Origin of the sequence: Pantoea sp. Ep11b, assembly GCF_040783975.1 — a bacterium.
In the GTDB taxonomy this organism is placed as follows: domain Bacteria; phylum Pseudomonadota; class Gammaproteobacteria; order Enterobacterales; family Enterobacteriaceae; genus Pantoea.
Genome location: NZ_CP160631.1, coordinates 1091998 through 1116684 on the forward strand (window position 1 = coordinate 1091998; position 24687 = coordinate 1116684).

The 24687-nt window shown below is 57.0% G+C and carries 20 protein-coding genes; 11 read left to right on the top strand and 9 right to left on the bottom strand.

Annotation, left to right across the window (positions count from 1 at the left end):
* Window positions 1-45 precede the first annotated feature (45 nt).
* Together ampD and ampE are read left to right on the top strand one after the other, a co-directional pair.
* Entirely contained in the window at window positions 46-597 is a 552-nt protein-coding gene (gene ampD, locus AB1748_RS05015; RefSeq protein WP_111139424.1) for a 1,6-anhydro-N-acetylmuramyl-L-alanine amidase AmpD, read from the top strand.
* A gap of 16 nt (window positions 598-613) precedes the next feature.
* Window positions 614-1468, top strand: a complete 855-nt coding sequence (ampE, locus tag AB1748_RS05020; protein WP_111139425.1) for a beta-lactamase regulator AmpE — start codon at window positions 614-616, stop codon at window positions 1466-1468.
* On the opposite strand, the gene AB1748_RS05025 is transcribed toward ampE, so the two are convergent.
* The 3 genes from AB1748_RS05025 to aroP form a co-directional block, all read right to left on the bottom strand.
* Entirely contained in the window at window positions 1450-2409 is a 960-nt protein-coding gene (locus tag AB1748_RS05025; RefSeq protein WP_293774792.1) for a family 43 glycosylhydrolase, read from the bottom strand. The genes ampE and AB1748_RS05025 overlap by 19 nt on opposite strands.
* Window positions 2406-3818, bottom strand: coding sequence for a glycoside-pentoside-hexuronide (GPH):cation symporter (locus AB1748_RS05030; RefSeq protein ID WP_111139427.1), 1413 nt, complete (start codon window positions 3816-3818; stop codon window positions 2406-2408). The genes AB1748_RS05025 and AB1748_RS05030 overlap by 4 nt, the downstream gene beginning before the upstream one ends.
* A gap of 196 nt (window positions 3819-4014) precedes the next feature.
* Window positions 4015-5370, bottom strand: coding sequence for an aromatic amino acid transporter AroP (gene aroP, locus AB1748_RS05035; RefSeq protein WP_111139428.1), 1356 nt, complete (start codon window positions 5368-5370; stop codon window positions 4015-4017).
* 515 nt (window positions 5371-5885) lie between these two features.
* On the opposite strand from aroP, the gene pdhR reads away from it, so the two are divergent.
* From pdhR to AB1748_RS05065, 6 genes are all read left to right on the top strand, one after another.
* The gene (gene pdhR, locus AB1748_RS05040; RefSeq protein ID WP_111139429.1) at window positions 5886-6650 is read left to right on the top strand and encodes a pyruvate dehydrogenase complex transcriptional repressor PdhR; all 765 of its coding nucleotides are present in this window, start codon (window positions 5886-5888) and stop codon (window positions 6648-6650) included.
* A 101-nt stretch (window positions 6651-6751) separates the two neighbouring features.
* Window positions 6752-9418: a pyruvate dehydrogenase (acetyl-transferring), homodimeric type gene (aceE, locus tag AB1748_RS05045; RefSeq protein WP_293774796.1), complete on the top strand. Its 2667-nt coding sequence runs from the start codon at window positions 6752-6754 to the stop codon at window positions 9416-9418.
* 14 nt (window positions 9419-9432) lie between these two features.
* Window positions 9433-11340 (top strand): pyruvate dehydrogenase complex dihydrolipoyllysine-residue acetyltransferase, encoded by a 1908-nt coding sequence (gene aceF / locus AB1748_RS05050; protein WP_367396082.1) that lies wholly within the window; start codon window positions 9433-9435, stop codon window positions 11338-11340.
* A gap of 160 nt (window positions 11341-11500) precedes the next feature.
* Window positions 11501-12925: a dihydrolipoyl dehydrogenase gene (gene lpdA / locus AB1748_RS05055; protein WP_111140842.1), complete on the top strand. Its 1425-nt coding sequence runs from the start codon at window positions 11501-11503 to the stop codon at window positions 12923-12925.
* Between the two features lie 199 nt (window positions 12926-13124).
* The gene (locus tag AB1748_RS05060; protein WP_233498998.1) at window positions 13125-13277 is read left to right on the top strand and encodes a type II toxin-antitoxin system HicA family toxin; all 153 of its coding nucleotides are present in this window, start codon (window positions 13125-13127) and stop codon (window positions 13275-13277) included.
* 24 nt (window positions 13278-13301) lie between these two features.
* On the top strand, window positions 13302-13727 hold the full coding sequence (locus AB1748_RS05065) for a type II toxin-antitoxin system HicB family antitoxin (RefSeq protein WP_111140843.1): 426 nt from the start codon (window positions 13302-13304) through the stop codon (window positions 13725-13727).
* 178 nt (window positions 13728-13905) lie between these two features.
* On the opposite strand, the gene AB1748_RS05070 is transcribed toward AB1748_RS05065, so the two are convergent.
* Window positions 13906-14811, bottom strand: a complete 906-nt coding sequence (locus AB1748_RS05070; protein ID WP_367396083.1) for a LysR family transcriptional regulator — start codon at window positions 14809-14811, stop codon at window positions 13906-13908.
* A gap of 105 nt (window positions 14812-14916) precedes the next feature.
* Between AB1748_RS05070 and AB1748_RS05075 the strand changes: the two genes are divergently transcribed.
* The 3 genes from AB1748_RS05075 (at window position 14917) to yacL (ending at window position 19149) form a co-directional block, all read left to right on the top strand.
* On the top strand, window positions 14917-15426 hold the full coding sequence (locus AB1748_RS05075; protein WP_111140845.1) for a phenolic acid decarboxylase: 510 nt from the start codon (window positions 14917-14919) through the stop codon (window positions 15424-15426).
* A 557-nt stretch (window positions 15427-15983) separates the two neighbouring features.
* Entirely contained in the window at window positions 15984-18581 is a 2598-nt protein-coding gene (gene acnB, locus AB1748_RS05080; RefSeq protein WP_367396084.1) for a bifunctional aconitate hydratase 2/2-methylisocitrate dehydratase, read from the top strand.
* A gap of 190 nt (window positions 18582-18771) precedes the next feature.
* On the top strand, window positions 18772-19149 hold the full coding sequence (yacL, locus tag AB1748_RS05085) for a protein YacL (protein WP_061061620.1): 378 nt from the start codon (window positions 18772-18774) through the stop codon (window positions 19147-19149).
* Between the two features lie 36 nt (window positions 19150-19185).
* Here the strand turns inward: yacL and AB1748_RS05090 are convergent, their stop codons facing one another.
* The 5 genes from AB1748_RS05090 to AB1748_RS05110 form a co-directional block, all read right to left on the bottom strand.
* Complete coding sequence (locus tag AB1748_RS05090; protein WP_111140847.1) at window positions 19186-19869, bottom strand: SDR family NAD(P)-dependent oxidoreductase; 684 nt, start codon at window positions 19867-19869, stop codon at window positions 19186-19188.
* Complete coding sequence (locus AB1748_RS05095; RefSeq protein ID WP_293774810.1) at window positions 19866-21068, bottom strand: exo-alpha-sialidase; 1203 nt, start codon at window positions 21066-21068, stop codon at window positions 19866-19868. Before AB1748_RS05095 ends, AB1748_RS05090 begins: the two co-directional genes overlap by 4 nt.
* 1 nt (window position 21069) lies before the next feature.
* A complete protein-coding gene (locus tag AB1748_RS05100; RefSeq protein WP_111140861.1) occupies window positions 21070-22485 on the bottom strand; it encodes a sodium:solute symporter family protein in 1416 nt (471 codons plus the stop codon).
* A 79-nt stretch (window positions 22486-22564) separates the two neighbouring features.
* Window positions 22565-23449 carry a dihydrodipicolinate synthase family protein gene (locus AB1748_RS05105; protein WP_367396085.1) on the bottom strand — a complete coding sequence of 295 codons (885 nt, stop codon included), beginning with the start codon at window positions 23447-23449 and terminating at the stop codon, window positions 22565-22567.
* An 11-nt stretch (window positions 23450-23460) separates the two neighbouring features.
* The gene (locus tag AB1748_RS05110; protein WP_111140850.1) at window positions 23461-24609 is read right to left on the bottom strand and encodes an iron-containing alcohol dehydrogenase; all 1149 of its coding nucleotides are present in this window, start codon (window positions 24607-24609) and stop codon (window positions 23461-23463) included.
* Window positions 24610-24687 lie beyond the last annotated feature (78 nt).

Sequence of the window (24687 nt, forward strand, 5' to 3'; positions counted from 1 at the left end):
TTATTATTCATGCTATTCTCATCCAGGCAGAACAAGGAATCCGGTATGAAAATCAAACAGGGCTGGCTGACCGGGGTGCGTCACGTCCCCTCAACACATTGCAACGAACGCCCTGACGATGAGGCGCCTTCGCTGCTGGTGATCCACAATATCAGCCTGCCACCGGGTGAATTTGGCGGGCCGTGGATCGATCATCTCTTTACCGGCACACTGCCGCCTGATGCCCATCCCTACTTTGCCGATATCGCCGCCCTGAAAGTGGCGGCACACTGCCTGATCCGTCGTGACGGGGAGATCGTGCAGTATGTCTCTTTTGATAAACGCGCCTGGCATGCCGGGGTATCGCAGTTTGAGGGCCGTGAAAACTGCAACGACTTCTCAATAGGCATCGAGCTGGAAGGGACAGACAGTGAGCCTTATACCGGGGCGCAATATCGGGCCCTGCAGCAGGTGACGCAGTTGCTGCTGCAGCACTATCCATTAACGCCTTCACGTATCACGGGGCATAGCGATATCGCACCGGTACGCAAAACCGATCCCGGACCTGCTTTTGACTGGGACTATTACAGACAGCTGTTAACGCAGCCCACATCCTGATTTTTGCGGGGTCAGTATGACGTTGTTTACCTTGTTGTTAGTTTTAGGCTGGGAGCGCCTGTTTAAACTGGGCGAGCACTGGCAGCTCGACCATCGGCTGGAGCCGGTTTTTCGCCATCGCCGTCATTTCTCGCTGGTGCGCACATTGCTGATGACCGTGCTGGCGATGGCGCTGACCGCACTGGTGATCTGGAGCCTGAAAGGGCTGCTGTTCGGCGTGCTGCAGCTGCTGTTCTGGATCGTCACCGGCCTGCTCTGCATCGGTGCCGGTTCGGTTCGTCAGCACTATCACCACTATCTGAAAGCCGCCAGTCATGACGATGAGGCGGCGCATCAGGCGATGGCGGCCGAGCTGACGCTGATCCACGGTGTACCGGTGGAGTGCAGCGAACGCGAATTTCTGCGTGAACTTCAGAACGCCCTGATCTGGATAAACTTCCGCTTCTATCTGGCCCCGATGTTCTGGCTGGTGGTGGGCGGCCCCTGGGGGCCGGTGCTGCTGGTGGGCTACGCATTTCTGCGCGCCTGGCAAAGCTGGCTGGCAAAGCAGGGCACGCCGATGGCGCGTGCGCAATCAGGTGTGGATGCGATTCTGCACCTGCTTGACTGGATCCCGGTGCGGCTGGCGGGCGTAGCTTACGCGCTGCTGGGCCACGGCGAGAAAGCGCTGCCTGCCTGGTTTGCCTCGCTGACCGACCGCCATCGCTCTCAGTATCAGGTGCTGACGACGCTGGCTCAGTTCTCCCTGTCGCGCGACCCGCATACCGACAAAGTTGAAACGCCACGGGTTGCCGTGGCGTTAGCGAAGCGGACCTCACTGGTGCTGGTGGTCGCCGTGGCGTTGCTGACGATTTACGGCACGCTGGTGTGATCAGCGGGGGGCACACCAAAATCGGGTGTGCCATCTTCCCGCCAGTGGAAATATTTCAGACGAGTATGGCGGTTCGGATCCCAGAGCGGATCGCCCTCAATTTCCGTGTAGTTGCGGGCGTGGTACACCAGCACGTCGCGCCCCTCTTCATCGCGGGTAAAACTGTTGTGACCCGGCCCATACTGATGGTTGTCCCAGCTGGACGCAAACACCGGCCGGGCAGATTTCTGCCAGGCAGAAACATCCAGCGGGTCAGCATCAGCGTCAATCGACAGAAGGCCCAGGCAGTAATTCTCATCAGTAGCACTGGCGGAGTAGGTCACAAACAGCCGATCGCCGTGACGGATCGCCGCCGGTCCTTCATTGACGCTAAACCCTGCACACTCCCACTCATATTCCGGCCGGCTCAGCATGACCGGCGTGCCTTTCAGCGTCCAGGGATTCAGTAATTCGGCCAGATAGAGGTTGGAGTTACCGGGAATCAGGGGATCCTTCTGCGCCCAGAGATACCAGTTTTTGCCCTGATGAACGAAGTGGGTGGCATCCAGCGAGAAGCTGTCAAACTGACTGAAGACACGGCGGCAGGGCTGCCATGGCCCCTGCAGGGGATCGTCGGCGTCACAGACCAGCGCGTACATCCGGTGCTGAAACAGTCCCTCTTTGATGTCGCGTGTGGGAGCAGCAGCGAAATAGATCACCCACTGACCTTCAATGTAGTGCAGTTCGGGCGCCCAGATTAATTCGCTGCAGGGGCCGCTCTCTGGCTTGTGCCAGACCACCACCGCTGCGGCACTGCGCAGGCCTGCCAGCGTGGTGGCGCGGCGGATCTCAAGCCGGTCATACTCCGGGACCGAGGCCACGAAATAGTAGTGCTGATCATGGTGCAGGATAAAGGGGTCGGCGCGCTGCGTAATAAAGGGGTTTGGCCAGGCTGTCATCATTTTACCTCTCCGGTTGGGGTGACCGCCTCGTCGCGCAGGCGAACCGAGTGCAACTCACGGAAATTCTGGCGGCGCAGGGCGAGATCCTGCTGAATAGTAAGCATCATTTTGCGGTCAACCTTCAGCAGCCTGACCACGCCAGCGGTAATCAGATAGCCGACGCCCGGAATAACGGTGAACAACAGCATGATGCCGTTAATCGCCTCCGGCGACTGCTGTTTTGCCCCCGCGTTGTAGCCATAGATCGACAGCAGAAAGCCGACCATCGCACCGGCGACGGCCAGTCCCACCTTGAGGAAGAAGAGGTTGCCGGAGAAGCTGATGCCGGTGATGCGTTTACCGGTTTTCCATTCGCCGTAGTCATCCACATCGGCCATCAGTGACCAGTGCAGCGGTGACGGGATCTGATGCAGGATATTCAGCACAAAGTAGGCGACGACCACCATTACCGTGGCGTGAGGATCGATCCAGTAAAAACCACTGGAGAAGAGAGCCAGCGCGATATTGGTCCAGAAGAAGACTTTGAGTTTGCACCAACGATCGGTGAGGAGTTTCGCCAGTGTGCTGCCGACCATCATGCCAATCACTCCCAGGCTGATAAACAGCGTGGCGAAGTGGGTTGACTGACCCATGACCCAGGTCACGTAATACATGGTGGCCGCCATGCGGATAAAGCCGGGGCAGACATTACAGAAGGTCAGCAGCAGAATACGCACCCACTGGTCGTTCTTCCAGACGTCACGCAGATCTTTTTTCAGGTCATCGTTGCTCGGCACGGCAGGGTGGATACGTTCACGAACCGTCGCAAAACAGAAGAGAAACATCGCCAGTCCGATGGTAGCGAGGACTGTCATCGCCATCTGATAACCGCGGGCTTTATCTGCGCCGCCAAACCATTCCGCCATCGGCAGCAGCGACATGGAGAGTATCAGCGTGGCGATACCGACCATCACAAAACGGTACGACTGGCAGGAGACGCGCTCACCGGGATCGTTGGTAATCACGCCGCCCAGCGAGCAGTAGGGGATGTTGATGGCGGTGTAGGTCAGCGACATCAGGAAGTAGGTCACAAAGGCCCAGATGACCTTGTTGTGATACGTCCAGTCGGGGGTGGTAAACATCAGGATGCTGAACAGCACGTAGGGCACGGAAACCCACAGCAGCCAGGGGCGAAAACGTCCCCAGCGACTCTGGGTACGATCGGCGATCGCGCCCATAATCGGGTCGGTGACCGCATCCAGTACCCTGACCGACAGCAGCAGGGTGCCCACCAGCGCCGGAGCAAGGCCAAAAACATCGGTGTAGAAGTAGTTCAGGAACAGCATGATGGCCCCGCCAATCATGTTGCATCCGGCATCGCCCATGCCATATCCCAGTTTTTCCCGAAACGAGAGGGCTCCATCTTTCATGAGATTTTTCCTGCGCATCCAGTGTGAACAGGAATTATTGGCATTATGTCAGCGGGATGAACGGGAGTAATTCGTCGTGAAGATGGATTAAACAGGTGCGGAGAAATAAGTGTGAACTGGATCAGGCCAGAAAAGGCGGGTTGCGCGGCGAGAAAGAGTGCAACCTTCACCGAAGGTTGCACTCCGCATCAGCGCATCAGGCTTGCTGTGTTTTGTTCTTAATGAAGTAGCCGATAGCCAGAATCACCAGCCAGACCGGGATCAGCCAGACGGAGATCGCCATGCCCGGCGTGGTCGCCATCAGCACCAGAATCGCCGCCATGAAGACCAGGCAAATCCAGTTCCCCGCCGGATAGAGCAGCGCTTTAAAGCGGGTCGTGACGCCCTGCTGATCTTTCTTACGACGGAACTTCAGGTGCGCCAGGCTGATCATCGCCCAGTTAATCACCAGCGCAGAGACCACCAGTGACATCAGCAGTCCAAAAGCTTCGCCTGGCATCAGATAGTTGATCAATACGCAGAGCGCAGTAGCGACGGCTGAAACCAGAATGGTTAACACCGGCACGCCGCGGCGATCCACCTTCAGCAGCGCTTTGGGTGCGTTACCCTGCTGTGCCAGACCAAACAGCATACGGCTGTTGCAGTAGACGCAGCTGTTATAGACCGACAGCGCCGCCGTCAGGATCACGACGTTCAGCGCATTCGCCACCATCGCATCGCCCAGCTCATGGAAAATAAAGACGAACGGGCTGACTTCAGAGGTGACGCGATTCCACGGCATCAGAGAAAGCAGCACGGCCAGCGAACCAATGTAGAAAATCAGGATGCGCCACAGCACCTGGTTGGTCGCTTTCGGAATGCTTACTTCCGGATTATCCGCTTCGGCTGCGGTGATACCGACCAGCTCCAGCCCGCCAAATGAGAACATGATAATCGCCATCACGGTTACCAGTCCGCCGATGCCGTGCGGGAAGAATCCGCCCTGTTCCCAGAGGTTGCGCACGGTCGCCTGCGGACCTGCATGACCGCTGAACAGCAGCCAGCCACCAAAGAGGATCATGCCAATCACCGCCAGCACTTTGATGATGGCAAACCAGAACTCCATCTCACCGAACACCTTAACGTTGGTCAGGTTGATGGCGTTGATCATCACGAAGAAGATAGCGGCCGAGGCCCAGGTCGGAAAATCGGGCCACCAGAACTGGATATATTTGCCCACGGCGGTCAGCTCCGCCATCGCAACCAGCACGTAGAGAACCCAGTAGTTCCAGCCAGAAGCGAAGCCGGCAAAGTTGCCCCAGTATTTATACGCAAAGTGGCTGAAGCTGCCTGCGACCGGCTCTTCCACCACCATCTCGCCCAGCTGGCGCATGATTAAAAAGGCAATAAAACCGGCGATCGCATAGCCCAGAATAACGGCCGGTCCGGCGGATTCGATAACCGATGCGCTGCCCAGAAACAGCCCGGTTCCCACTGCACCACCCAGCGCGATGAGCTGAATATGGCGGTTCTTAAGACCACGTTTCAGCGCTTCGCCTTGCTGTTGTTCCATACAAACCTCGTGATGTTTTTATTCTTCGTTCGCAGCGCAGTTCGCTGTAATGAAGTGGTTACAATAACGTATTGATAATTTTACGGTATCTGGCCTGCTGAATGCTGCCATGCGCTACCCTGGCGACAAGAATAGTGATAAGCGAATCGCTTTGCACCTGCTTTCGCCTTTTGTGCTGAGAGTTGACTGAAAAAACGCCGTCCCCGTCACGTCTGATCAGAGAAACTTCTGCCACGAAATGCCGCGCATGACGAATAGTTTTCACTTATGGCTGCCGCTGCACTGGGCCGCTAACCGGGTGTAAGGTTTGGTAAAAGTGCATTTGTTTAACATTTGCCGCAACGCTGAATTTTCATTTTTTTAACCGCAGGTTAGCGGCAGCACAAGGCCTGGGGAGATGTGAATGTGGCCGGTACCATATAGACACAAGGTGAATACTTTGTTACTTTACGGGCGCCCCCTGGCAATTGGTATTACCAATTTACTCCGGACGATTGGTTTAATAAGAAGGGATGATGGCTTACAGTAAGATTCGCCAACCCAAGCTCTCTGACGCTATCGAGCAACAGCTCGAATCCCTGATCATGGAAGGGACCCTGCGTCCGGGAGAGAAGCTGCTCCCTGAGCGCGAACTCGCCAAACAATTCGATGTCTCACGTCCATCCCTCCGTGAAGCGATCCAGCGGCTGGAAGCCAAAGGATTATTGCTACGCCGACAGGGTGGCGGAACGTTTGTGCAGGAGAATCTCTGGCAAAGCATGAGCGATCCACTCGTTGAGCTTCTCGCCGACCATCCGGAATCACAGTTTGACCTGCTGGAAACGCGCCATGCCCTGGAGGGTATCGCCGCCTATTACGCGGCACTGCGCGGCACGGAAGAGGATCTGTTGCGCATTCGCGACTGTCATCTCCACATTCAGCAGGCGCAGGACAGCGGCGATTTAGACGCCGAAGCGGACGCAGTGATGCAGTATCAGATCGCTGTCACAGAAGCGGCCCATAATGTTGTGCTTTTGCATTTGCTACGCTCAATGGGCCCTATGCTGGAACAAAACGTCCGTCAGAATTTCGAATTGCTCTACTCGCGCCGGGAAATGCTGGCAAAAGTGAGCGGTCACCGCGCCAGAATCTTTGAGGCGATTGTGGCCCGTGAGCCAGAAAAAGCGCGCGAGGCTTCACACCGTCACCTGGCGTTCATAGAGGAAATCTTGCTGGACAGAAGTCGGGAGCAGAGCCGTCGTGAACGCTCCCTGCGTCGTTTACAGCAACGTAAGGAATAACGTGCGACACAGATCGTACTGACATCAGACGAGCCTGCCGGCATCTGCTTTAACAGGCTCCCGATTATTCAACGTATTAGACACAGATAAGGAACACACCCATGTCAGAACGTTTACACAATGACGTGGATCCGATCGAAACTCGTGACTGGCTACAGGCGATCGAATCGGTCATCCGTGAAGAAGGTGTTGAACGTGCACAGTATCTGATCGATCAGGTACTGGGTGCAGCCCGCAAAGGCGGCGTCAATGTGGCTGCAGGTTCGTCTGCAATCAGCAACTACATCAACTCTATTGCCGTTGAAGATGAACCCGACTATCCGGGCAACACCTCTCTTGAACGTCGTATCCGTTCCGCAATCCGCTGGAACGCCATCATGTCGGTGCTGCGCGCATCCAAAAAAGATCTGGAACTGGGTGGCCATATGTCCTCCTTCCAGTCTTCTGCCACGATTTATGAAGTGTGCTTTAACCACTTCTTCCGTGCGCGCAGTGACAAGGATGGCGGCGATCTGGTCTATTTCCAGGGCCACATCTCTCCGGGCATCTATGCCCGTGCGTTCCTCGAAGGTCGCCTGACCGAAGAGCAGATGAATAACTTCCGTCAGGAAGTGGATGGCAAAGGCCTCTCTTCTTATCCGCATCCGAAACTGATGCCGGAATTCTGGCAGTTCCCGACCGTTTCTATGGGTCTGGGTCCGCTGTCAGCGATCTACCAGGCGAAGTTCCTGAAATATCTGGAACACCGTGGTCTGAAAGACACCTCGGCCCAGACCGTTTACGCCTTCCTGGGTGACGGCGAGATGGATGAGCCGGAATCAAAAGGTGCGATCACCATCGCGACCCGTGAAAAACTGGACAACCTGGTCTTCATCATCAACTGCAACCTGCAGCGTCTGGATGGCCCGGTCACCGGTAATGGCAAGATCATCAACGAGCTGGAAGGTATCTTTGCCGGTGCTGGCTGGGAAGTGATCAAGGTCATCTGGGGCGGTCGCTGGGATGAGCTGCTGCGCAAAGATACCAGCGGCAAGCTGATTCAGCTGATGAACGAAACCGTCGACGGTGACTACCAGACCTTTAAATCCCGTGATGGTGCCTATGTGCGTGAGCACTTCTTCGGTAAATATCCGGAAACCGCGGCGCTGGTTAAAGATATGTCCGACGATGAGATCTGGTCACTGAACCGTGGCGGTCACGATCCGAAGAAAATCTACGCGGCGCTGAAAAAAGCGCAGGACACCAAAGGCAAGCCCGTCCTGATCCTGGCGCATACCATCAAAGGCTATGGTATGGGCGACACCGCGGAAGGCAAAAACATTGCCCACCAGGTGAAGAAAATGAACATGGATGGCGTGCGCTATATCCGTGATCGTTTCAACGTGCCGGTTGCTGATGACAAAATCGAATCACTGCCATATGTGACCTTCGAAAAAGGCTCAGAAGAGCACACTTACCTGCATGCGCAGCGCGAGAAGTTAGGCGGTTACCTGCCAACGCGTCAGCCGAAGTTCACTGAAAAGCTGGAAATGCCGGCGCTGGAAGAGTTCAGCGCGCTGCTGGAAGAGCAGAACAAAGAGATCTCCACCACCATCGCCTTCGTGCGTGCCCTGAACGTGATGCTGAAGAACAAGTCGATCAAAGATCGTCTGGTTCCGATCCTCGCCGACGAAGCGCGTACCTTTGGTATGGAAGGTCTGTTCCGCCAGATCGGTATCTACAGCCCGAACGGCCAGCAGTATACGCCGCAGGACCGTGAGCAGGTTGCGTACTACAAAGAAGATGAGAAAGGCCAGATTCTGCAGGAAGGGATCAACGAGCTGGGCGCAGGTTCATCCTGGCTGGCGGCGGCGACCTCTTACAGCACCAACAACCTGCCGATGATCCCGTTCTACATCTACTACTCCATGTTCGGCTTCCAGCGTATCGGCGATCTGATGTGGCTGGCAGGCGATCAGCAGGCGCGCGGCTTCCTGGTCGGCGGCACCTCGGGTCGTACGACTCTGAACGGCGAAGGTCTGCAGCATGAAGATGGTCACAGCCACATTCAGTCGCTGACGATCCCGAACTGTATCTCTTACGATCCTTCTTACGCCTATGAAGTCGCTGTCATCATGCACGACGGTCTGGTGCGTATGTATGGCGAAGCGCAGGAGAACATTTACTACTACATCACCACGCTGAACGAAAACTACCACATGCCAGCCATGCCGCAGGGCGCGGAAGAGGGTATCCGTAAGGGTATCTACAAACTGGAAACGGTAGAGGGCAGCAAGGGCAAAGTGCAGCTGCTGGGCTCAGGTTCTATCCTGCGTCATGTGCGTGAAGCGGCGCAGATCCTGGCGAAAGATTACGGTATCGGCTCCGATGTCTACAGCGTGACCTCGTTCACCGAACTGGCGCGTGATGGCCAGGATTGTGAGCGTTGGAACATGCTGCATCCGACAGAAGAAGCGCGCGTGCCTTACATCGCTCAGGTGATGAACGACGCGCCAGCAGTCGCCTCAACCGACTACATGAAACTGTTCGCTGAGCAGGTTCGTAGCTATGTCCCTTCCAGCGATTATCGCGTACTGGGTACAGATGGTTTTGGTCGCTCTGACAGCCGTGAGAATCTGCGTCATCACTTTGAAGTTGATGCATCTTATGTGGTGGTTGCCGCGCTGGGTGAGCTGGCTAAACGCGGCGAGATCGAGAAGAAAGTGGTGGCCGATGCGATCACCAAATTCAATATCGATGCCGATAAAGTTAACCCGCGTCTGGCTTAAGAGGTAAGAGAGTAATGGCTATCGAAATTAAGGTACCGGATATCGGGTCTGACGAAGTTGAAGTCACCGAGATTCTGGTGAAAGTTGGCGACAAGGTGGAAGCCGAGCAGTCGCTGATCACCGTGGAAGGCGACAAAGCCTCAATGGAAGTGCCGTCGCCACAGGCTGGCGTAGTGAAAGAGATTAAGATCTCTACCGGTGACAAAGTTGAAACCGGCTCGCTGATCATGATGTTTGAAGCAGAGGGCGCTGCGGAAGCCGCCCCTGCCGCTGCCCCGGAGAAGAAAGCGGATGCGGCACCTGCGCCAGCCGCGGCTGCGGCCACGGCCAGCAAAGACGTGGCGGTGCCGGATATCGGCGGTGACGAAGTGGAAGTCACAGAGATTCTGGTGAAGGTCGGCGATAAAGTCGAAGCCGAGCAGTCACTGATCGTGGTCGAAGGCGACAAAGCGTCGATGGAAGTCCCGGCACCGTTCGCGGGCGTGGTCAAAGAGATCACCATCTCGACCGGCGACAAAGTCAGCACCGGTTCACCCATCATGGTCTTTGAAGCAGAAGGCGCAGCACCGGCCTCTGACGCGAAGCCAGCGATGAAAGAAGAAGCGGCATCGGCACCTGCCGCCGCCGCAGGCGCGAAAGAGGTTAACGTCCCGGACATCGGCGGTGATGAAGTCGAAGTCACCGAGGTTCTGGTGAAAGTCGGCGACAAAGTCGAGGCCGAACAGTCACTGATCGTCGTGGAAGGCGATAAAGCCTCAATGGAAGTGCCTGCGCCGTTTGCGGGGACGGTCAAAGAGCTGAAAGTCGCGACCGGCGATAAAGTCAGCACCGGCTCCCTGATTATGGTGTTCGAAGTCGAAGGGGCTGCGCCAGCAGCACCTGCGGCGGCGAAGCAGGATGCTGCCCCGGCTCCGGCTGCTAAACCTGAAGCGAAAGCCACAGCGCCTGCACCCGCCGCAGCGAAAACGGACAGCAAAGGTGAGTTCGCAGAGAACGACGCTTACGTTCACGCCACCCCGGTGATCCGTCGCCTGGCGCGTGAGTTCGGTGTAAACCTGGCGAAAGTCAAAGGCACCGGTCGCAAAGGTCGCATTCTGAAAGAAGACGTGCAGACTTACGTGAAAGAGGCGGTGAAGCGCGCTGAAGCGGCACCGGCTGCTGCCAGCGGTGGCGGTCTGCCAGGCATGCTGCCGTGGCCGAAAGTGGACTTCAGCAAGTTTGGCGAAGTCGAAGAAGTCGAACTGGGTCGCATCCAGAAAATCTCTGGCGCGAACCTGAGCCGTAACTGGGTGATGATCCCGCACGTTACGCATTTCGACAAAACCGATATCACCGAGCTGGAAGCTTTCCGTAAGCAGCAGAATGCGGAAGCAGAGAAGCGCAAGCTGGATGTGAAGTACACGCCTGTCGTGTTCATCATGAAGGCCGTGGCGGCTGCGCTGGAGCAGATGCCACGTTTCAACAGCTCACTCTCTGAAGATGCGCAGAAACTGACGCTGAAAAAATATATCAACATCGGTGTGGCGGTTGATACGCCAAACGGCCTGGTAGTTCCGGTCTTTAAAGACGTGAACAAGAAGGGCATCACCGAGCTGTCCCGTGAACTGATGGCGATTTCGAAGAAAGCGCGTGACGGTAAACTGACGGCGGGCGACATGCAGGGCGGATGTTTCACCATCTCCAGCCTGGGTGGCCTGGGCACCACACACTTCGCGCCGATCGTGAACGCGCCGGAAGTGGCTATTCTGGGTGTCTCTAAGTCGGCGATGGAACCGGTATGGAACGGTAAAGAGTTTATGCCGCGTCTGATGATGCCGATTTCTCTCTCCTTCGACCACCGCGTAATCGACGGTGCCGATGGTGCAAGATTCATCACCATTGTTGGCAATATGCTGTCCGACATTCGTCGTTTAGTTATGTAAATGTAAAGAAGGCCGGCGGATGCCGGCCTTCCTTTAACGATTCGTCGCGCCGCGGTTGGCAGTTTGTTAACAATTCTGTAAACTCTTGCGGTGAAAGTCCCGGTGGAACAAGGGCATTATAAGAACGTCTGACCCGCCGGATATCAATTAAGAGGTCATGATGAGTACAGAGATTAAAACCCAGGTCGTGGTACTTGGGGCAGGTCCTGCAGGTTACTCTGCAGCCTTCCGTTGTGCGGATTTAGGTCTGGAAACCGTACTGGTTGAGCGTTACAGCACCCTGGGCGGTGTTTGTCTGAACGTCGGTTGTATCCCCTCTAAGGCGCTGCTGCACGTTGCCAAAGTGATTGAAGAGGCGAAAGCCCTTGAAGAGCACGGCATTGTGTTTGGTCAGCCCTCTACTGATATTAACAAGATTCGCAGCTGGAAAGAGAAGGTTATCAACCAGTTGACTGGCGGCCTGTCAGGAATGGCAAAAGGGCGTAAAGTCACCGTGGTTAACGGCCTGGGCAAATTCACCGGTGCTAACACCCTGGTGGTTGAAGGAGAAGGCGGCGCGACCACCATCAACTTCGATAATGCCATCATCGCTGCGGGTTCACGCCCTATCGAACTGCCATTCATCCCGCATGAAGATCCACGCGTCTGGGACTCTACCGATGCACTGGAACTGAAAGAAGTGCCGAAGCGCCTGCTGGTTATGGGTGGCGGTATCATCGGTCTGGAAATGGCGACCGTGTATCATGCGCTGGGTTCAGAGATCGACGTGGTCGAAATGTTCGACCAGGTTATCCCGGCTGCGGATAAAGACGTTGTTAAAGTCTTTACCAAGAAAATCAGCAAGAAATTTAACCTGATGCTGGAAACCAAAGTGACCGCCGTTGAAGCAAAAGACGATGGCATTTACGTTTCGATGGAAGGGAAAAAAGCACCGGGCGAAGCGCAGCGTTATGATGCCGTGCTGGTGGCGATCGGTCGCGTACCGAACGGTAAAGGTCTGGATGCCGGTAAAGCGGGCGTGGAAGTGGACGACCGTGGCTTCATCCGCGTCGACAAGCAGATGCGTACCAACGTGCCACACATCTACGCTATCGGCGACATCGTCGGTCAGCCAATGCTGGCGCACAAAGGTGTGCATGAAGGCCATGTGGCAGCCGAAGTGATCTCCGGTCTGAAGCACTACTTCGATCCGAAAGTAATCCCTTCTATTGCCTACACCGAGCCAGAAGTTGCCTGGGTCGGTCTGACCGAGAAAGAAGCGAAAGAGAAGGGTATCAGCTATGAGACAGCGACCTTCCCTTGGGCGGCCTCTGGCCGTGCGATCGCCTCCGATTGTGCAGAAGGCATGACCAAACTGATCTTCGACAAAGAGACTCACCGTGTCATCGGTGGTGCGATTGTCGGCACCAACGGCGGCGAGCTGTTAGGTGAGATCGGTCTGGCGATTGAGATGGGTTGTGATGCGGAAGATATCGCGCTGACTATCCACGCTCACCCGACCCTGCATGAGTCAGTCGGTCTGGCTGCAGAGATCTTCGAAGGCAGCATCACCGATCTGCCTAACGCGAAAGCGAAGAAGAAGTAAGTTTCTGCCGCAGTGAAAAAAAGCTCCCGTTACGGGAGCTTTTTTTTGCGCCGGATGCCGGGCGGGATGTCTGAAATTTTTCAGGTCACACAGGAGGCAGTGCTGCTAAGGGGTTGTCCGGAGGAGTTATTGGGGTTATTTTATCCTGACGGGCAACGGACAGGACGTCGCAATGGACAGCAGCAGATTAATTGCATAAATCAGAGCTGATGGCTGGGTGCTGATAAGGATAAACGGTAGCCATTACCATTTTACTCATCCTGCTAAACCGGGGCTGGTTACGGTGCCTCACCCCAAAAAGGACTTACCCATCGGTACGGTAAAAAGCATAAGAAAGCAGGCGAAGATTTAATCCCGCCTGCGCGAAGAGGTTGATATGTTTTATCCCATTGCAATAGAAGCCGGTGATGATGAACACGCCTATGGCGTCATCGTGCCTGATTTACCCGGATGTTTCTCTGCCGGAGAGACGCTGGATGAAGCGATAAAAAATGCAAAAGAGGCGATAACCGGGCATATCGAATTATGCGTCGAGCTTGGACATGCGATCCCTGCTGTCTCGACGATTGAGGCGCTGGCAACCCATCCCGACTATCAGGGTTATATCTGGGCCCTGGTCGATGTTGATGTGATTCGTTTGCTGGGTGGCTCAGAAAAAATCAATGTTACCCTGCCTAAGTCCCTGATTGATCGCATCGATCGTTGCGTAGCTTCACAGCCTGAATATAAAAGTCGTTCGGGCTTTTTAGCGCAGGTTGCGCTTGAGCGGATCACGGCTCAGTCCGGCAGGACTGAAAAGTAATTCCGCACTGCGGCTGAAAAAGACAGAGAAAGCGAATGGCTATCTGAGGGTGAGTCACGCAGCTACTGCCCGGCAAGATATTGCGCTGAAAAGGACATTCTCCTCACCGCGTTAGCGGCTGTAGCCGAACAATCGCAACCGTGGCGTCTCTCTTTTGCGCACCCCGAAATAGGGCGATTTAAGGCTTACCCTTTTGCTTCTCCTGCGCCACCCGTTCAACAAACATCTGCGCCAGTTCAGCAATGGCGCTGTTGCCGGGCAGCCTCTCTTCATTCATATGCATCACCAGCGTACTGCTGCGCCGGCGGCCCTGGCGCAGCGGCAGAGGGCGGAGTTCACCGCTCTCCAGCAGGGCGGCGATATTCTGTTCCGGCAGCCAGCCATAACCTAACTGATGCTGAACCGCTTCAATCGCAGCCGACAGCGTGGTAAATGACCAGTTCTCCGCCTGCTCGCCATTAACCTCTGACTGCTGCTGTTGCTGGCGATCCAGAATGGTGACGCAGGGCCAGCGGGCCAGCGTGGCCGCATCCAGCGGGGCCGGTTCGCGGTGCAGCGGATGGTCGCGATGGGCGACGGCGACGAAATCGACGCTCATCAGGCTTTCGCCCGCTAACGGCTCTGCGCCATACTGCGCGACCAGCCAGAGATCGGCCTGATACTCTGCCAGTCTGTCCGGCGTCTCACTGCGGACGATTTCGCTTAACCAGATGCGGACATGCGGATAGCGCTGCTGAAAGGTCTGGAGCACATCAAACAGCAGGGGCTTGGGCAGGGTGGCGTCAACCATCAGATCGATGCGCGAACGTTCGCCGCGTTGCAGCGCATTCGCCCTGGCCTCCAGCGCACTGAATCCCACCAGTAGCGGACGAACCTGAGCAAGCAGCTGATGTCCCTCCGCGTTCAGGACGGCGCGACGGCCCTCCTGCTCCAGCAGCGTCATCCCCAGTCGCTGCTGGAGCAGGCCCAGCTGGTAGCTCAGCGAGGACTGGCTGCGATGATTCTTCTCTGCAGCCAGCGCGAAGCTGCCCGTATTCACCACCTCATCGAGCAGATACCACTGCTCAAGCGTCGTTTTATACATGCTGACTCATCTAAAAATTGAATAATTTAGTGCTAAAAATAGCGTTATTAATCGCTTTTGTAACGCGCAATAATCTTCTCAACGAAAACAGATGAGGAATAAATCATGAGCACTTTTGATAAACATGACCTGTCAGGCATCGTCGGCAAACATCTGGTTTATACCTATGACAACGGCTGGAACTACGAGCTTTATATTAAAAACGCCAGCACCATCGACTATCGGATTCACAGCGGCATGGTCGGTAACCGCTGGGTTAAAAATCAGCACGTTTATGTCGTTCGTCTGGCGCAGGACGTCTACAAAGTCTCCTGGACTGAGCCAACCGGTACGGATGTCAGCCTGGCCGTTAACCTGACCGACAAAATTTTCCACGGCACCATCTTCTTCCCGCGCTGGGTAATGAATAATCCTGAAAAAACAGTCTGCTTCCAGAACGATCATCTGGAAGAGATGGCAGCATTACGCGAAGCGGGCCCGGCTTATCCCACCGAAATCATTGATGAGTTTGCGACGCTGACCCTGATTCGTGATGTGGGTGAAAACAATGAAAGCGTGGTGGACTGCCCGCCTGACCAGCTGCCAGCCGACTGGCCAGCCAGCCTGAAAAACTAATCATCATTCAGAAGAGGCCCGGGCGGCCTCTTCTGTTATCTGTTTCAGACGACCCCTTCGCGCTGCCCGCAAAAAACGGTCGGCGCACTGCCCGGATTCTGAAAGTCTGCTGCCGCAGGCCGGGAAGCATGGCATGAAACCAAACTGACGCCGTCGTTCTCCTGATATATCCGCGGTTCGAATCTTTCTGCGCTCACCGCTGCGATAAGCGCCGCGCGGGCGAGCTTCCATTCCGGCAGGTTATCTATTCCTCTGAATCCGTTCACTAAAATTGCGTCATCGCGGACAGGCCTGCCCGGGAATTTCCGGTCGGTGCATCGGTAGGTGTCGGGTTGGTTCCGGCAGGCTGATCGGGCGGATGCATCGAGAGAGTAGGGCAGAATGAGCACAGGAGATTATGTTGTATTTTTGTAAACAGATTAACAAACATCCGGAATCCTGCTATTCTGCCCTCCGCGAAACCGGGCACCTCAACCTGGACGAGAAAGGGAAGTGTGTTCTCCATAAGTGAGCAAGGTGGTCGGAAAGCCCTACATAATGAGAGCGAGGATAACGTCGTGCTAGAAGAATACCGTAAGCACGTTGCCGAGCGTGCTGCCCAGGGAATTGTACCTAAGCCTTTAGAGGCTTCCCAGATGGCCGCGCTGGTTGAACTGCTGAAAAATCCACCTGCGGGTGAAGAAGAATTTTTGACCGATCTGTTGGTCAACCGCGTCCCACCTGGCGTCGATGAAGCGGCGTATGTCAAAGCCGGTTTCCTGGCGGCTGTCGCCAAAGGCGAAGCAACCTCTCCTCTGATTACTCCTGAAAAAGCGGTTGAACTGCTCGGCACCATGCAGGGCGGTTACAACATTCATCCGCTGATCGAGGCGCTGGATGACAGCCGACTGGCTCCAGGCGCGGCGAAAGCCCTTTCCCACACGCTGCTGATGTTCGACAACTTCTATGATGTCGAAGAGAAAGCGAAAGCGGGTAATGAATACGCGAAGCAGGTGATGCAGTCATGGGCAGACGCCGAATGGTATCTGTCACGCCCTGAGCTGGCGGAAAAGATCACCGTTACGGTGTTCAAGGTCACCGGCGAAACCAACACCGATGACCTCTCTCCGGCACCGGATGCCTGGTCACGTCCCGATATCCCTCTGCACGCCCTGGCGATGCTGAAGAATGCCCGCGATGGCATCGAACCGGATGAAGCTGGCAACATCGGCCCGATTAAACAGATCGAAGCACTGAAGACCAAAGGCTTCCCGCTGGCTTACGTCGGTGACGTGGTCGGAACCGGTTCTTCACGTAAATCCGCCACCAACTCGGTGCTGTGGTTTATGGGCGACGACATCCCGAACGTGCCAAATAAAAAAGGCGGCGGCGTGGTGCTGGGCAGCAAAATTGCACCGATCTTCTTCAACACGATGGAAGATGCGGGCGCTCTGCCGATTGAAGTGGAAGTGAACAACCTGAACATGGGTGATGTCATCGACATCTATCCGTTCAAAGGTGAAGTCCGCAACCACGAAACCAATGAGCTGCTGGCAAACTTCGAACTCAAAACCGAAGTGCTGATCGACGAAGTGCGTGCCGGTGGCCGTATTCCGCTGATCATCGGCCGTGGCCTGACCAGCAAAGCGCGCGAGTCGCTGGGTCTGCCGCACAGCACCGTATTCCGTCAGGCGAAAGATGTGGCAGAGAGCAGCCGTGGCTTCTCGCTGGCGCAGAAAATGGTTGGCCGCGCCTGTGGCGTAACCGGCGTGCGTCCGGGTGCCTATTGCGAACCGAAGATGACCTCGGTCGGCTCGCAGGATACCACCGGCCCGATGACCCGTGACGAGCTGAAAGATCTGGCTTGCCTGGGCTTCTCGACCGACCTGGTTATGCAGTCCTTCTGTCACACCGCGGCCTATCCGAAGCCGGTCGATGTGAACACGCATCACACCCTGCCAGACTTCATCATGAACCGTGGCGGTGTCTCACTGCGTCCGGGCGACGGCATTATCCACAGCTGGCTGAACCGTATGCTGCTGCCGGATACCGTGGGCACCGGCGGTGACTCCCATACCCGTTTCCCTATCGGTATCTCTTTCCCGGCGGGTTCAGGCCTGGTGGCGTTTGCTGCCGCGACGGGCGTAATGCCGCTCGACATGCCGGAATCGGTGCTGGTGCGCTTCAAAGGTAAGATGCAGCCAGGCATCACCCTGCGCGATCTGGTTCACGCCATTCCGCTGTATGCCATCAAACAGGGTCTGCTGACCGTTGAGAAGAAAGGGAAGAAAAACATCTTCTCTGGCCGCATCCTGGAAATCGAAGGTCTGCCGGATCTCAAAGTCGAGCAGGCGTTTGAGCTGTCCGATGCGTCAGCGGAACGCTCCGCTGCGGGCTGCACCATCAAGCTGGATAAAGCGCCGATTATCGAATACCTCAACTCCAACATCGTGCTGCTGAAGTGGATGATCGCAGAAGGTTACGGCGACCGCCGTACGCTGGAGCGTCGTGTTGAGAGCATGGAGAAATGGCTGGCCGATCCTCAGCTGCTGGAAGCCGATGCGGACGCGGAATATGCGGCCGTGATCGAAATCGATCTGGCCGACATCAAAGAGCCGATCCTCTGTGCGCCAAACGATCCGGACGATGCCCGTCTGCTCTCTGACGTTCAGGGTGAGAAGATCGACGAAGTGTTTATCGGCTCCTGCATGACCAACATTGGTCACTTCCGTGCCGCCGGTAAGCTGCTGGACAGCCACAAAGGCCAGCTGCCAACCCGTCTGTGGGTGGCACCGCCAACCAAGATGGATGCGGCTCAGCTGACCGAAGAGGGCTACTACAGTGTCTTCGGCAAAAGCGGTGCGCGTATTGAGATCCCGGGCTGTTCACTCTGCATGGGTAACCAGGCGCGTGTGGCAGATGGTTCGACGGTCGTCTCTACCTCGACCCGTAACTTCCCGAACCGTCTGGGAACAGGCGCGAACGTCTATCTGGCGTCAGCAGAGCTGGCCGCGGTCGCGTCTCTGCTGGGCAAACTGCCTACGCCGGACGAGTATCAGCAATTTATGGCGCAGGTCGATAAAACGGCCAGCGACACTTATCGCTATCTCAACTTCGACCAGCTGGCGCAGTACACCGAGAAAGCTGACGGCGTGATTTTCCAGACTGCGGTCTGATTCTTCACCCGACAGCGTGAGAGAAGGGGCGATGATTCGCCCCTTTTTTACGTCTGACGATCGGGCAGCAGGACAATCAAAAGCTGGATTTCGCCAGACAGCCTGTAATAATGCGCGACGTGTCACACTTTGCTGCACAGGCAGCACGGACACTTATCAGGTGACGCGACGACGTTGAGAGGAACGGGCGATGGAATATGAATTTTTACGCGATGTGACCGGACAGATTAAGGTCCGCATGTCGATGGATCATGAAGCGGTCGGCCACTGGTTCAACGAAGAGGTCAAAAACGATCCGGGTCTGCTGGATGAAGTGGAAGCGGCCATCGAAGATGTTAAAGGCAGCGTGCGTCAGTGGCAGCGCATCGGCAGCGAATACACCATTCTGCTGGATGAGGAGGAGGTGATGATTCGCGCCAATCTGCTGGCGCTGGAAGATGATGGCATGGAGGAGGGGATGAACTACTACGACGAAGAGAGCCTCTCGTTCTGCGGTATCGAAGACTTCCTGCTGGTGATCGCCGCCTATCGCCAGTTCGTTAATCAGTATGGTAAACCTGTCCGGTAATCACAGCCGGGCGACCAGCGTCACCCGGCCTGTGCGCTAACTCAGCGACGCGCCGCCGCACATCACCAGCTGCTGACCGGTGATCGCCGCCGCCGCCGGAGAGAGCAGGAAATCGACCAGTCCCGCGACCTCCTCCGGCTGAATGTAACGGCCAATCGGCGGCAGGCGGGGCGGTGAACTGGCCCGGCCTGGCTGCTGCAGCATCGGCGTTTCGGTGGCACCGGGCGCCACGATGTTTGCCGTGATGCCACGCGGGGCCAGCTCTGCGGCCCAGCTGCGGACCATGCCGATCATCGCCGACTTGGTCGCCACATACTGACTGCGGCCCGCCGCGCCGCCTGAGGTACGGCTCCCCAGCAGCACGATCCTGCCGCCCGCCTGCATCCGCGGCGCAAAGTGATTCGCCAGCTGTTCAGCAGCGGCAACATGCAGCTGCCACAGGCGTGCGCTGGCCTCGCCGTCCAGCTCTCCCAGCGGCGCGGCCTGCATCATGCCTGCTGCGTGGACCACCGCCTGCGGCACCGGCAGTCTCTCCAGTAACGCCTGCAATGCCTTGCTGTCGCTGATATCGATCTGATGACTCTGCCAGCCGCTTTCCGCCCGGCTGATGGCTGAGCGGCTCAGGCCCACTACCTGCCAGCCTGCTGTGAGCAGACGCTCCGCGATCGCCTGGCCGATGCCGGAGCTGGCCCCGGTCACCAGCGCCATCCGCGCGATCACGCGTCACCGCCCTGCACCCAGGACTCCTCAACGCGCACATACTTAATCGCCTGACGATACCAGGTGTAGGCGATATGCAGTTCGCCATTTATCCCCTGTTTGATGCTGGGGTAGGAGAATTCACGGTTCAGCTTCTGCCGGGAGTTATTGGTCATGCAGTAACCGTCGCCCTCATCCAGATTGCGCTGCAGCGGCCAGCTTTTTCCGCCATCCGTGGAGATTGCCAGCGTCATCGGTGCGCGTGGCGCGCCCCAGAAGGCGGTACGACCGCTCTGCACCACCGGCTCGGCGGCGACCGCCACGTCACCTTCTCCCGCCTCTTCATCATCTTCGATCTCGTCATACAGCGACTGCCGCCGTTCGCTGGCCCCTTCTGCGCTCATGGCGTTGAACACCAGCGCCAGATGACCGTTGCGCAGCGTGGTGACCTGAAGGGAGGAGTTATTGTTGGGCAGCGACAGCGGCTCAGGCGCGCTCCAGCTCTCACCCTGATCAAAGGAGCGGCTCTGATAGATATGGTCGGCCCAGCGGCTGCGGTAGAGCGCCAGCAGGGAGCCATCCTCCAGCAGCGTGACGTTCATGTGCACGCAGCCGGTGCTGTCAGGCACGCTGACGTCGCGCCAGCTGCGGCCCTTATCTTCCGAGATTTTCACCGCGCTGACATCATAGCTGCCGACCCATTTCTCTCCGGGCCGCGTCAGGCAGTAAAAGACCGGCAGCAGCCAGTTGCCGTTAGGCAGTACCACGATCGGCTGACGAATAAAGGTGCCGGGCTTATCGAGCAGGGTGCGGATTTCGCCCCAGCTCTGGCCCAGATCGTGAGACTGGCGATAGCGGACGATCGCGGTGTCCTGATTGCCCGACTTCTGCGCCGTCCAGAGCAGCCACAGCACCTGGTCAGGATCAAGGAACAGCACCGGGTTCTGTTCTGAACGCCCCGGATCCTCAGAGAGTTTCTCTGCGTCACTCCAGCGATCGCTGCCTTTTTTCAGTCGTGAGCACCAGACAGAGATATCGGCGATCCCCTCCTGAGTGCCGCCAAACCAGACGCAGAGCAGATCGCCATCGGGCAGCGGCAGCAGGTTGGCGGCATGGTTCTGCGGGCAGGAGGAGGGCAGCATCGCAACCTGCTGCGCGCTATCCTGCGGGTGCGGCGCAAGCTGGCCGGTACGTTCTGCGGTGACGGTTTCCTGAGTCATATTAGGCTCCACTTTTTTGTGCGTTGTGTTGCGGTTGAGGCTGAGACTGACGTGACGGGATGCAGCGGTCAATCACCATAATGATGGCCGGCGTAATCAGCGCCACATACATATTGTCGATACCAAAGGGATTGCCCATCAGGAACCAGACGGAGGTAACCAGACAGGCGCCAATCAGACCCGCATTTGCGCCGCGCGTGCTCTTAAACCATGGCAGATAGAACGCCATGATGGCGACCACGGTGATCGACAGACGGATCGCGCGGGTAAAGAAGGAGAGCTTCAACACTTCCGGGAAGAACAGGACAAACAGCAGCGGGAAGAAGCCGATAGCGATCGAGATCCAGCGCGTGACCTTAAATTCGCGCTCCGGGGTCGGCTTACGATAGGGCACATAGAAATCTTTCACGACCAGCGAGGCGATAGCCAGGGCAACCGTGCCGACGCTGACGAAGATCGAGGCCACCAGCGAGGTGGTGACAATCCCGGCCAGCCACGGTGACATATCCTGCAGAAACACCGGCAGCGCATAGAGGCTTTTAATATCGGGATGAGCAAACTTCGCCGCCACGCCAATCAGCGCCATCGCCAGGCCGATAGGCAGACAGAAAACAAAGGCGACCCAGGTGGCGCGTTTCGCAGACTTCACATCTTTGGTGGAGGAGATCGCCTGGATCACAAACTGGGTACAGAAGATCGATCCCACGGTGCCAATCAGCCAGGCCACAATGGTGCTGGCCCCGACATGCCCATCCCATGTCCAGTAGAACGCGGGCATTTTCTCAATCATCGGCGCAACGCCACCGGTCATTTTCAGCGCCACATAGAGAATAATCAGGATCCCGGCGTACTTGATGGCGCTGTGCAGCAGCGTCACCCAGGCGACGCCCTTCATGCCGCCAAACGCGAAGTAGAAAGTACTGACCACCGCCGTGATAAAGGCCGCCTGGGTCAGATCGATTTTTAACACGGTGGAGATTGCCGCCGCGCCGCTGATGTAGTTACCGACGTTCACCAGCAGCAGCGCATAGATCATGATCAGCGAGATAATATTTTTGGTCGAGCTGCCATATTTCTCGGCGATCGCGCCGGAGATCGTGATCTTCCCGGTGTTATAAATGCGTTTGACCAGAATCAGGCCAAACAGCGGAAAACCTATCGCCGCGCCAATGACCGACCAGGAGGCGGCGAAGCCATCCTCAAAGGCCGCCTGTGCAGTCCCGATGGTCGATTTTGCCCCGATATACTCGGACATCAGCATGATGCCGACAATAAAGGCCGGCATCGCGCGCGAGCCTTCCATAAAGTCGCCGCTGGTTTTACTGCGCAGCCGCCAGGTCAGCCAGGTGGTAAACAGGATATAGGCGACCACCATGCCGACGATGAGCAAGGTGCTTTCAGTTGAAAATGCTTTCATCATGACCTCGATTGTTCTGGCAGATGGCGGCCCTCAGGCTCGTTCTCATCTGACCGATAGGGTACAAAGGCGATGGACGTTATTGCAGGTAGTGGTTCACGATTTGACGAATCTGCTGCTGCTCTTCGGCGCTGAACTGCACCGCATAGCGACTTTCACCAACCTCAAAGCCCTGCAGGCTGACCGCTTTTTTCACGGCGGCCGGTGAAAAACCGATGCTGTAGAGCGCGGTACGCAGGCCGGTGACGCTCTCCTGCGCCTGCTGCGAACCGGCGATATCTCCGGCCCTGAAGCGCGCCCAGATCGCGTTAATGGCCGCCGGGGCCACGTTCGCCAGCCCGGAAATGGAGGCCGGGCAGCCCTCAACGAATCCCTGATGGATCAGTGAATCCGGGCCGTTCAGGACATCGAAGCCTTCGCAGTCGGCGGTGGCCTGCAGAAATCCGCGCAGGCTCTCATAGCTGCCGGCGGAATCTTTGATGCCGATGATGTTCGGGTGCGCCGCCAGCGTACGCACTGTGTCGGGCTGCAGGGTGTTGCCGGTGCGCGCCGGGATGTTGTAGAGGAACAGCGGCACCGTCAGTGCATCCGCCACGCGCTGATAGTGGTCAATCAGCTCCTGCTGTTTCAGCGGAACAAACCACGGCGTGATCGCGGACACCGCATCCACGCCCAGGCGGCCAATCTGCTGGCCGAGCCGGACGGTTTCGCGGGTCGAAATCTCCCCGATGTGCGCCACCACCGGCACCCGGCCGTTGGCCTCATCGACGCAGGTTGTGGTGACGGCAATTTTCTCCTGCTCGTTCAGGACAAAGAATTCGCCGTTGGTGCCGCCGCAGAAGATCCCGTTACCGGCGTTGATCTGCCGTCTGACCTGCTCGCGCTGCGTCACCGGGTCAAAGGCGCCGTCACGGTCAAAGGTGGTGACGATGGCCGTCAGAATGCCCTCTATTTTCTTTTTCATAACACACCTCATTACGCCTGGCAGGAAGGAAACAGGGTCAGATAGATGGCACGCACATCGTCGGCGTTGACCCTCATCGGCACATTTTTCATCAGACGCTGAACGTCGAGTGCTGCTTCCACCAGGAAGGGCAGGTGATCCGGGCTGATGCCCAGAGCTTCGAGACTGGCGGGCAGCTGCAGCCGCTCAACCAGCGCGGTGAAGTAGTCCACCAGCGCATGGGATTTCTCATCGTCGCTTAAACGGCTGTCGGCATCGGGCAGCAGATCATAGGCCTGCGCAAACTTACTCACCGCGGCCGGGCGGACGAAACGCATGCAGGGCGCCAGCAGAATGGCGTTGGCGACCCCGTGTGGCAGATGATATTTGCCGCCGAGCGGATAGGAGAGGGCGTGCACCAGATGCGTACCGGCATGGGCGATGGCGGCGCCGCCGTAGTAAGAGGCCCAGAGCATCTCCAGACGCGCCTGTAAATTGTCTGGTTCACGCAGGGTGGTTTCGAGACTGGCGAACAGCTTCTTCATGCCGGTCAGTGCGTAGTTGTCGCTGACCGGATTGGCGACGTTGGCCGTGAAGCACTCAATCAGATGGCAGAGCGCATCAATCCCGGTTGAAGAGGCGATGTGGGCGGGCATGCTGGTGGTGAGTTCCGGTACCAGCGCCACCACATCCGGCAGCATCACCGGAGAGATAATGCCGACTTTGGTCTCCTTCTCCGGGATAGCCAGAATCGCATTGGGCGTGGCTTCAGAACCGGTTCCGGCAGTGGTCGGGATCAGTATTGAGCGGGTGCGGCGCTGCGGTTTTTCACCTGCCAGCAGGGCGTCGAGCGACGGCGCGGCCTCGAGGCAGAGCACAGAGAGCAGCTTCGCCACATCCAGCACGCTGCCTCCGCCGATGCCGATTACCATATCGGCCTGCCGATGAGGAAGCGCGGCCATGATCGCGGCGACATCGTGCTGGCTCGGCTCGGGCGGGACGCTGTTGACCACGCTTAACTGCGGAATCCGATCCCGCAGTTGCCCCATTAATGTTTGCACCGCCGGAATCGCCTCAATGTTTCGATCCGTGACCACCACCGCTGCCGACACCCCCTGCAGCAAATAGCGCATGTCGTTCAGCGCCTGATAACCGCTGATCACCGTGCTGTTAATGTTCATTTCATCCCCTCTTTGCGGTTGCGGCGGAGCAAATGATTAATTTTGCTCAGCGCACTGCGAATTAAATCACTCTGTGTG

Excerpts from the sequence above, each read along its gene's own strand:
- ampD (WP_111139424.1), top strand. The coding sequence starts at position 46 with ATGAAAATCAAACAGGGCTGGCTGACCGGGGTGCGTCACGTCCCCTCA.
- ampE (WP_111139425.1), top strand. The coding sequence starts at position 614 with ATGACGTTGTTTACCTTGTTGTTAGTTTTAGGCTGGGAGCGCCTGTTT.
- AB1748_RS05025 (WP_293774792.1), bottom strand. The coding sequence starts at position 2,409 with ATGATGACAGCCTGGCCAAACCCCTTTATTACGCAGCGCGCCGACCCC.
- AB1748_RS05030 (WP_111139427.1), bottom strand. The coding sequence starts at position 3,818 with ATGAAAGATGGAGCCCTCTCGTTTCGGGAAAAACTGGGATATGGCATG.
- aroP (WP_111139428.1), bottom strand. The coding sequence starts at position 5,370 with ATGGAACAACAGCAAGGCGAAGCGCTGAAACGTGGTCTTAAGAACCGC.
- pdhR (WP_111139429.1), top strand. The coding sequence starts at position 5,886 with ATGGCTTACAGTAAGATTCGCCAACCCAAGCTCTCTGACGCTATCGAG.
- aceE (WP_293774796.1), top strand. The coding sequence starts at position 6,752 with ATGTCAGAACGTTTACACAATGACGTGGATCCGATCGAAACTCGTGAC.
- aceF (WP_367396082.1), top strand. The coding sequence starts at position 9,433 with ATGGCTATCGAAATTAAGGTACCGGATATCGGGTCTGACGAAGTTGAA.
- lpdA (WP_111140842.1), top strand. The coding sequence starts at position 11,501 with ATGAGTACAGAGATTAAAACCCAGGTCGTGGTACTTGGGGCAGGTCCT.
- AB1748_RS05065 (WP_111140843.1), top strand. The coding sequence starts at position 13,302 with ATGTTTTATCCCATTGCAATAGAAGCCGGTGATGATGAACACGCCTAT.
- AB1748_RS05070 (WP_367396083.1), bottom strand. The coding sequence starts at position 14,811 with ATGTATAAAACGACGCTTGAGCAGTGGTATCTGCTCGATGAGGTGGTG.
- AB1748_RS05075 (WP_111140845.1), top strand. The coding sequence starts at position 14,917 with ATGAGCACTTTTGATAAACATGACCTGTCAGGCATCGTCGGCAAACAT.
- yacL (WP_061061620.1), top strand. The coding sequence starts at position 18,772 with ATGGAATATGAATTTTTACGCGATGTGACCGGACAGATTAAGGTCCGC.
- AB1748_RS05095 (WP_293774810.1), bottom strand. The coding sequence starts at position 21,068 with ATGACTCAGGAAACCGTCACCGCAGAACGTACCGGCCAGCTTGCGCCG.
- AB1748_RS05100 (WP_111140861.1), bottom strand. The coding sequence starts at position 22,485 with ATGAAAGCATTTTCAACTGAAAGCACCTTGCTCATCGTCGGCATGGTG.
- AB1748_RS05105 (WP_367396085.1), bottom strand. The coding sequence starts at position 23,449 with ATGAAAAAGAAAATAGAGGGCATTCTGACGGCCATCGTCACCACCTTT.
- AB1748_RS05110 (WP_111140850.1), bottom strand. The coding sequence starts at position 24,609 with ATGAACATTAACAGCACGGTGATCAGCGGTTATCAGGCGCTGAACGAC.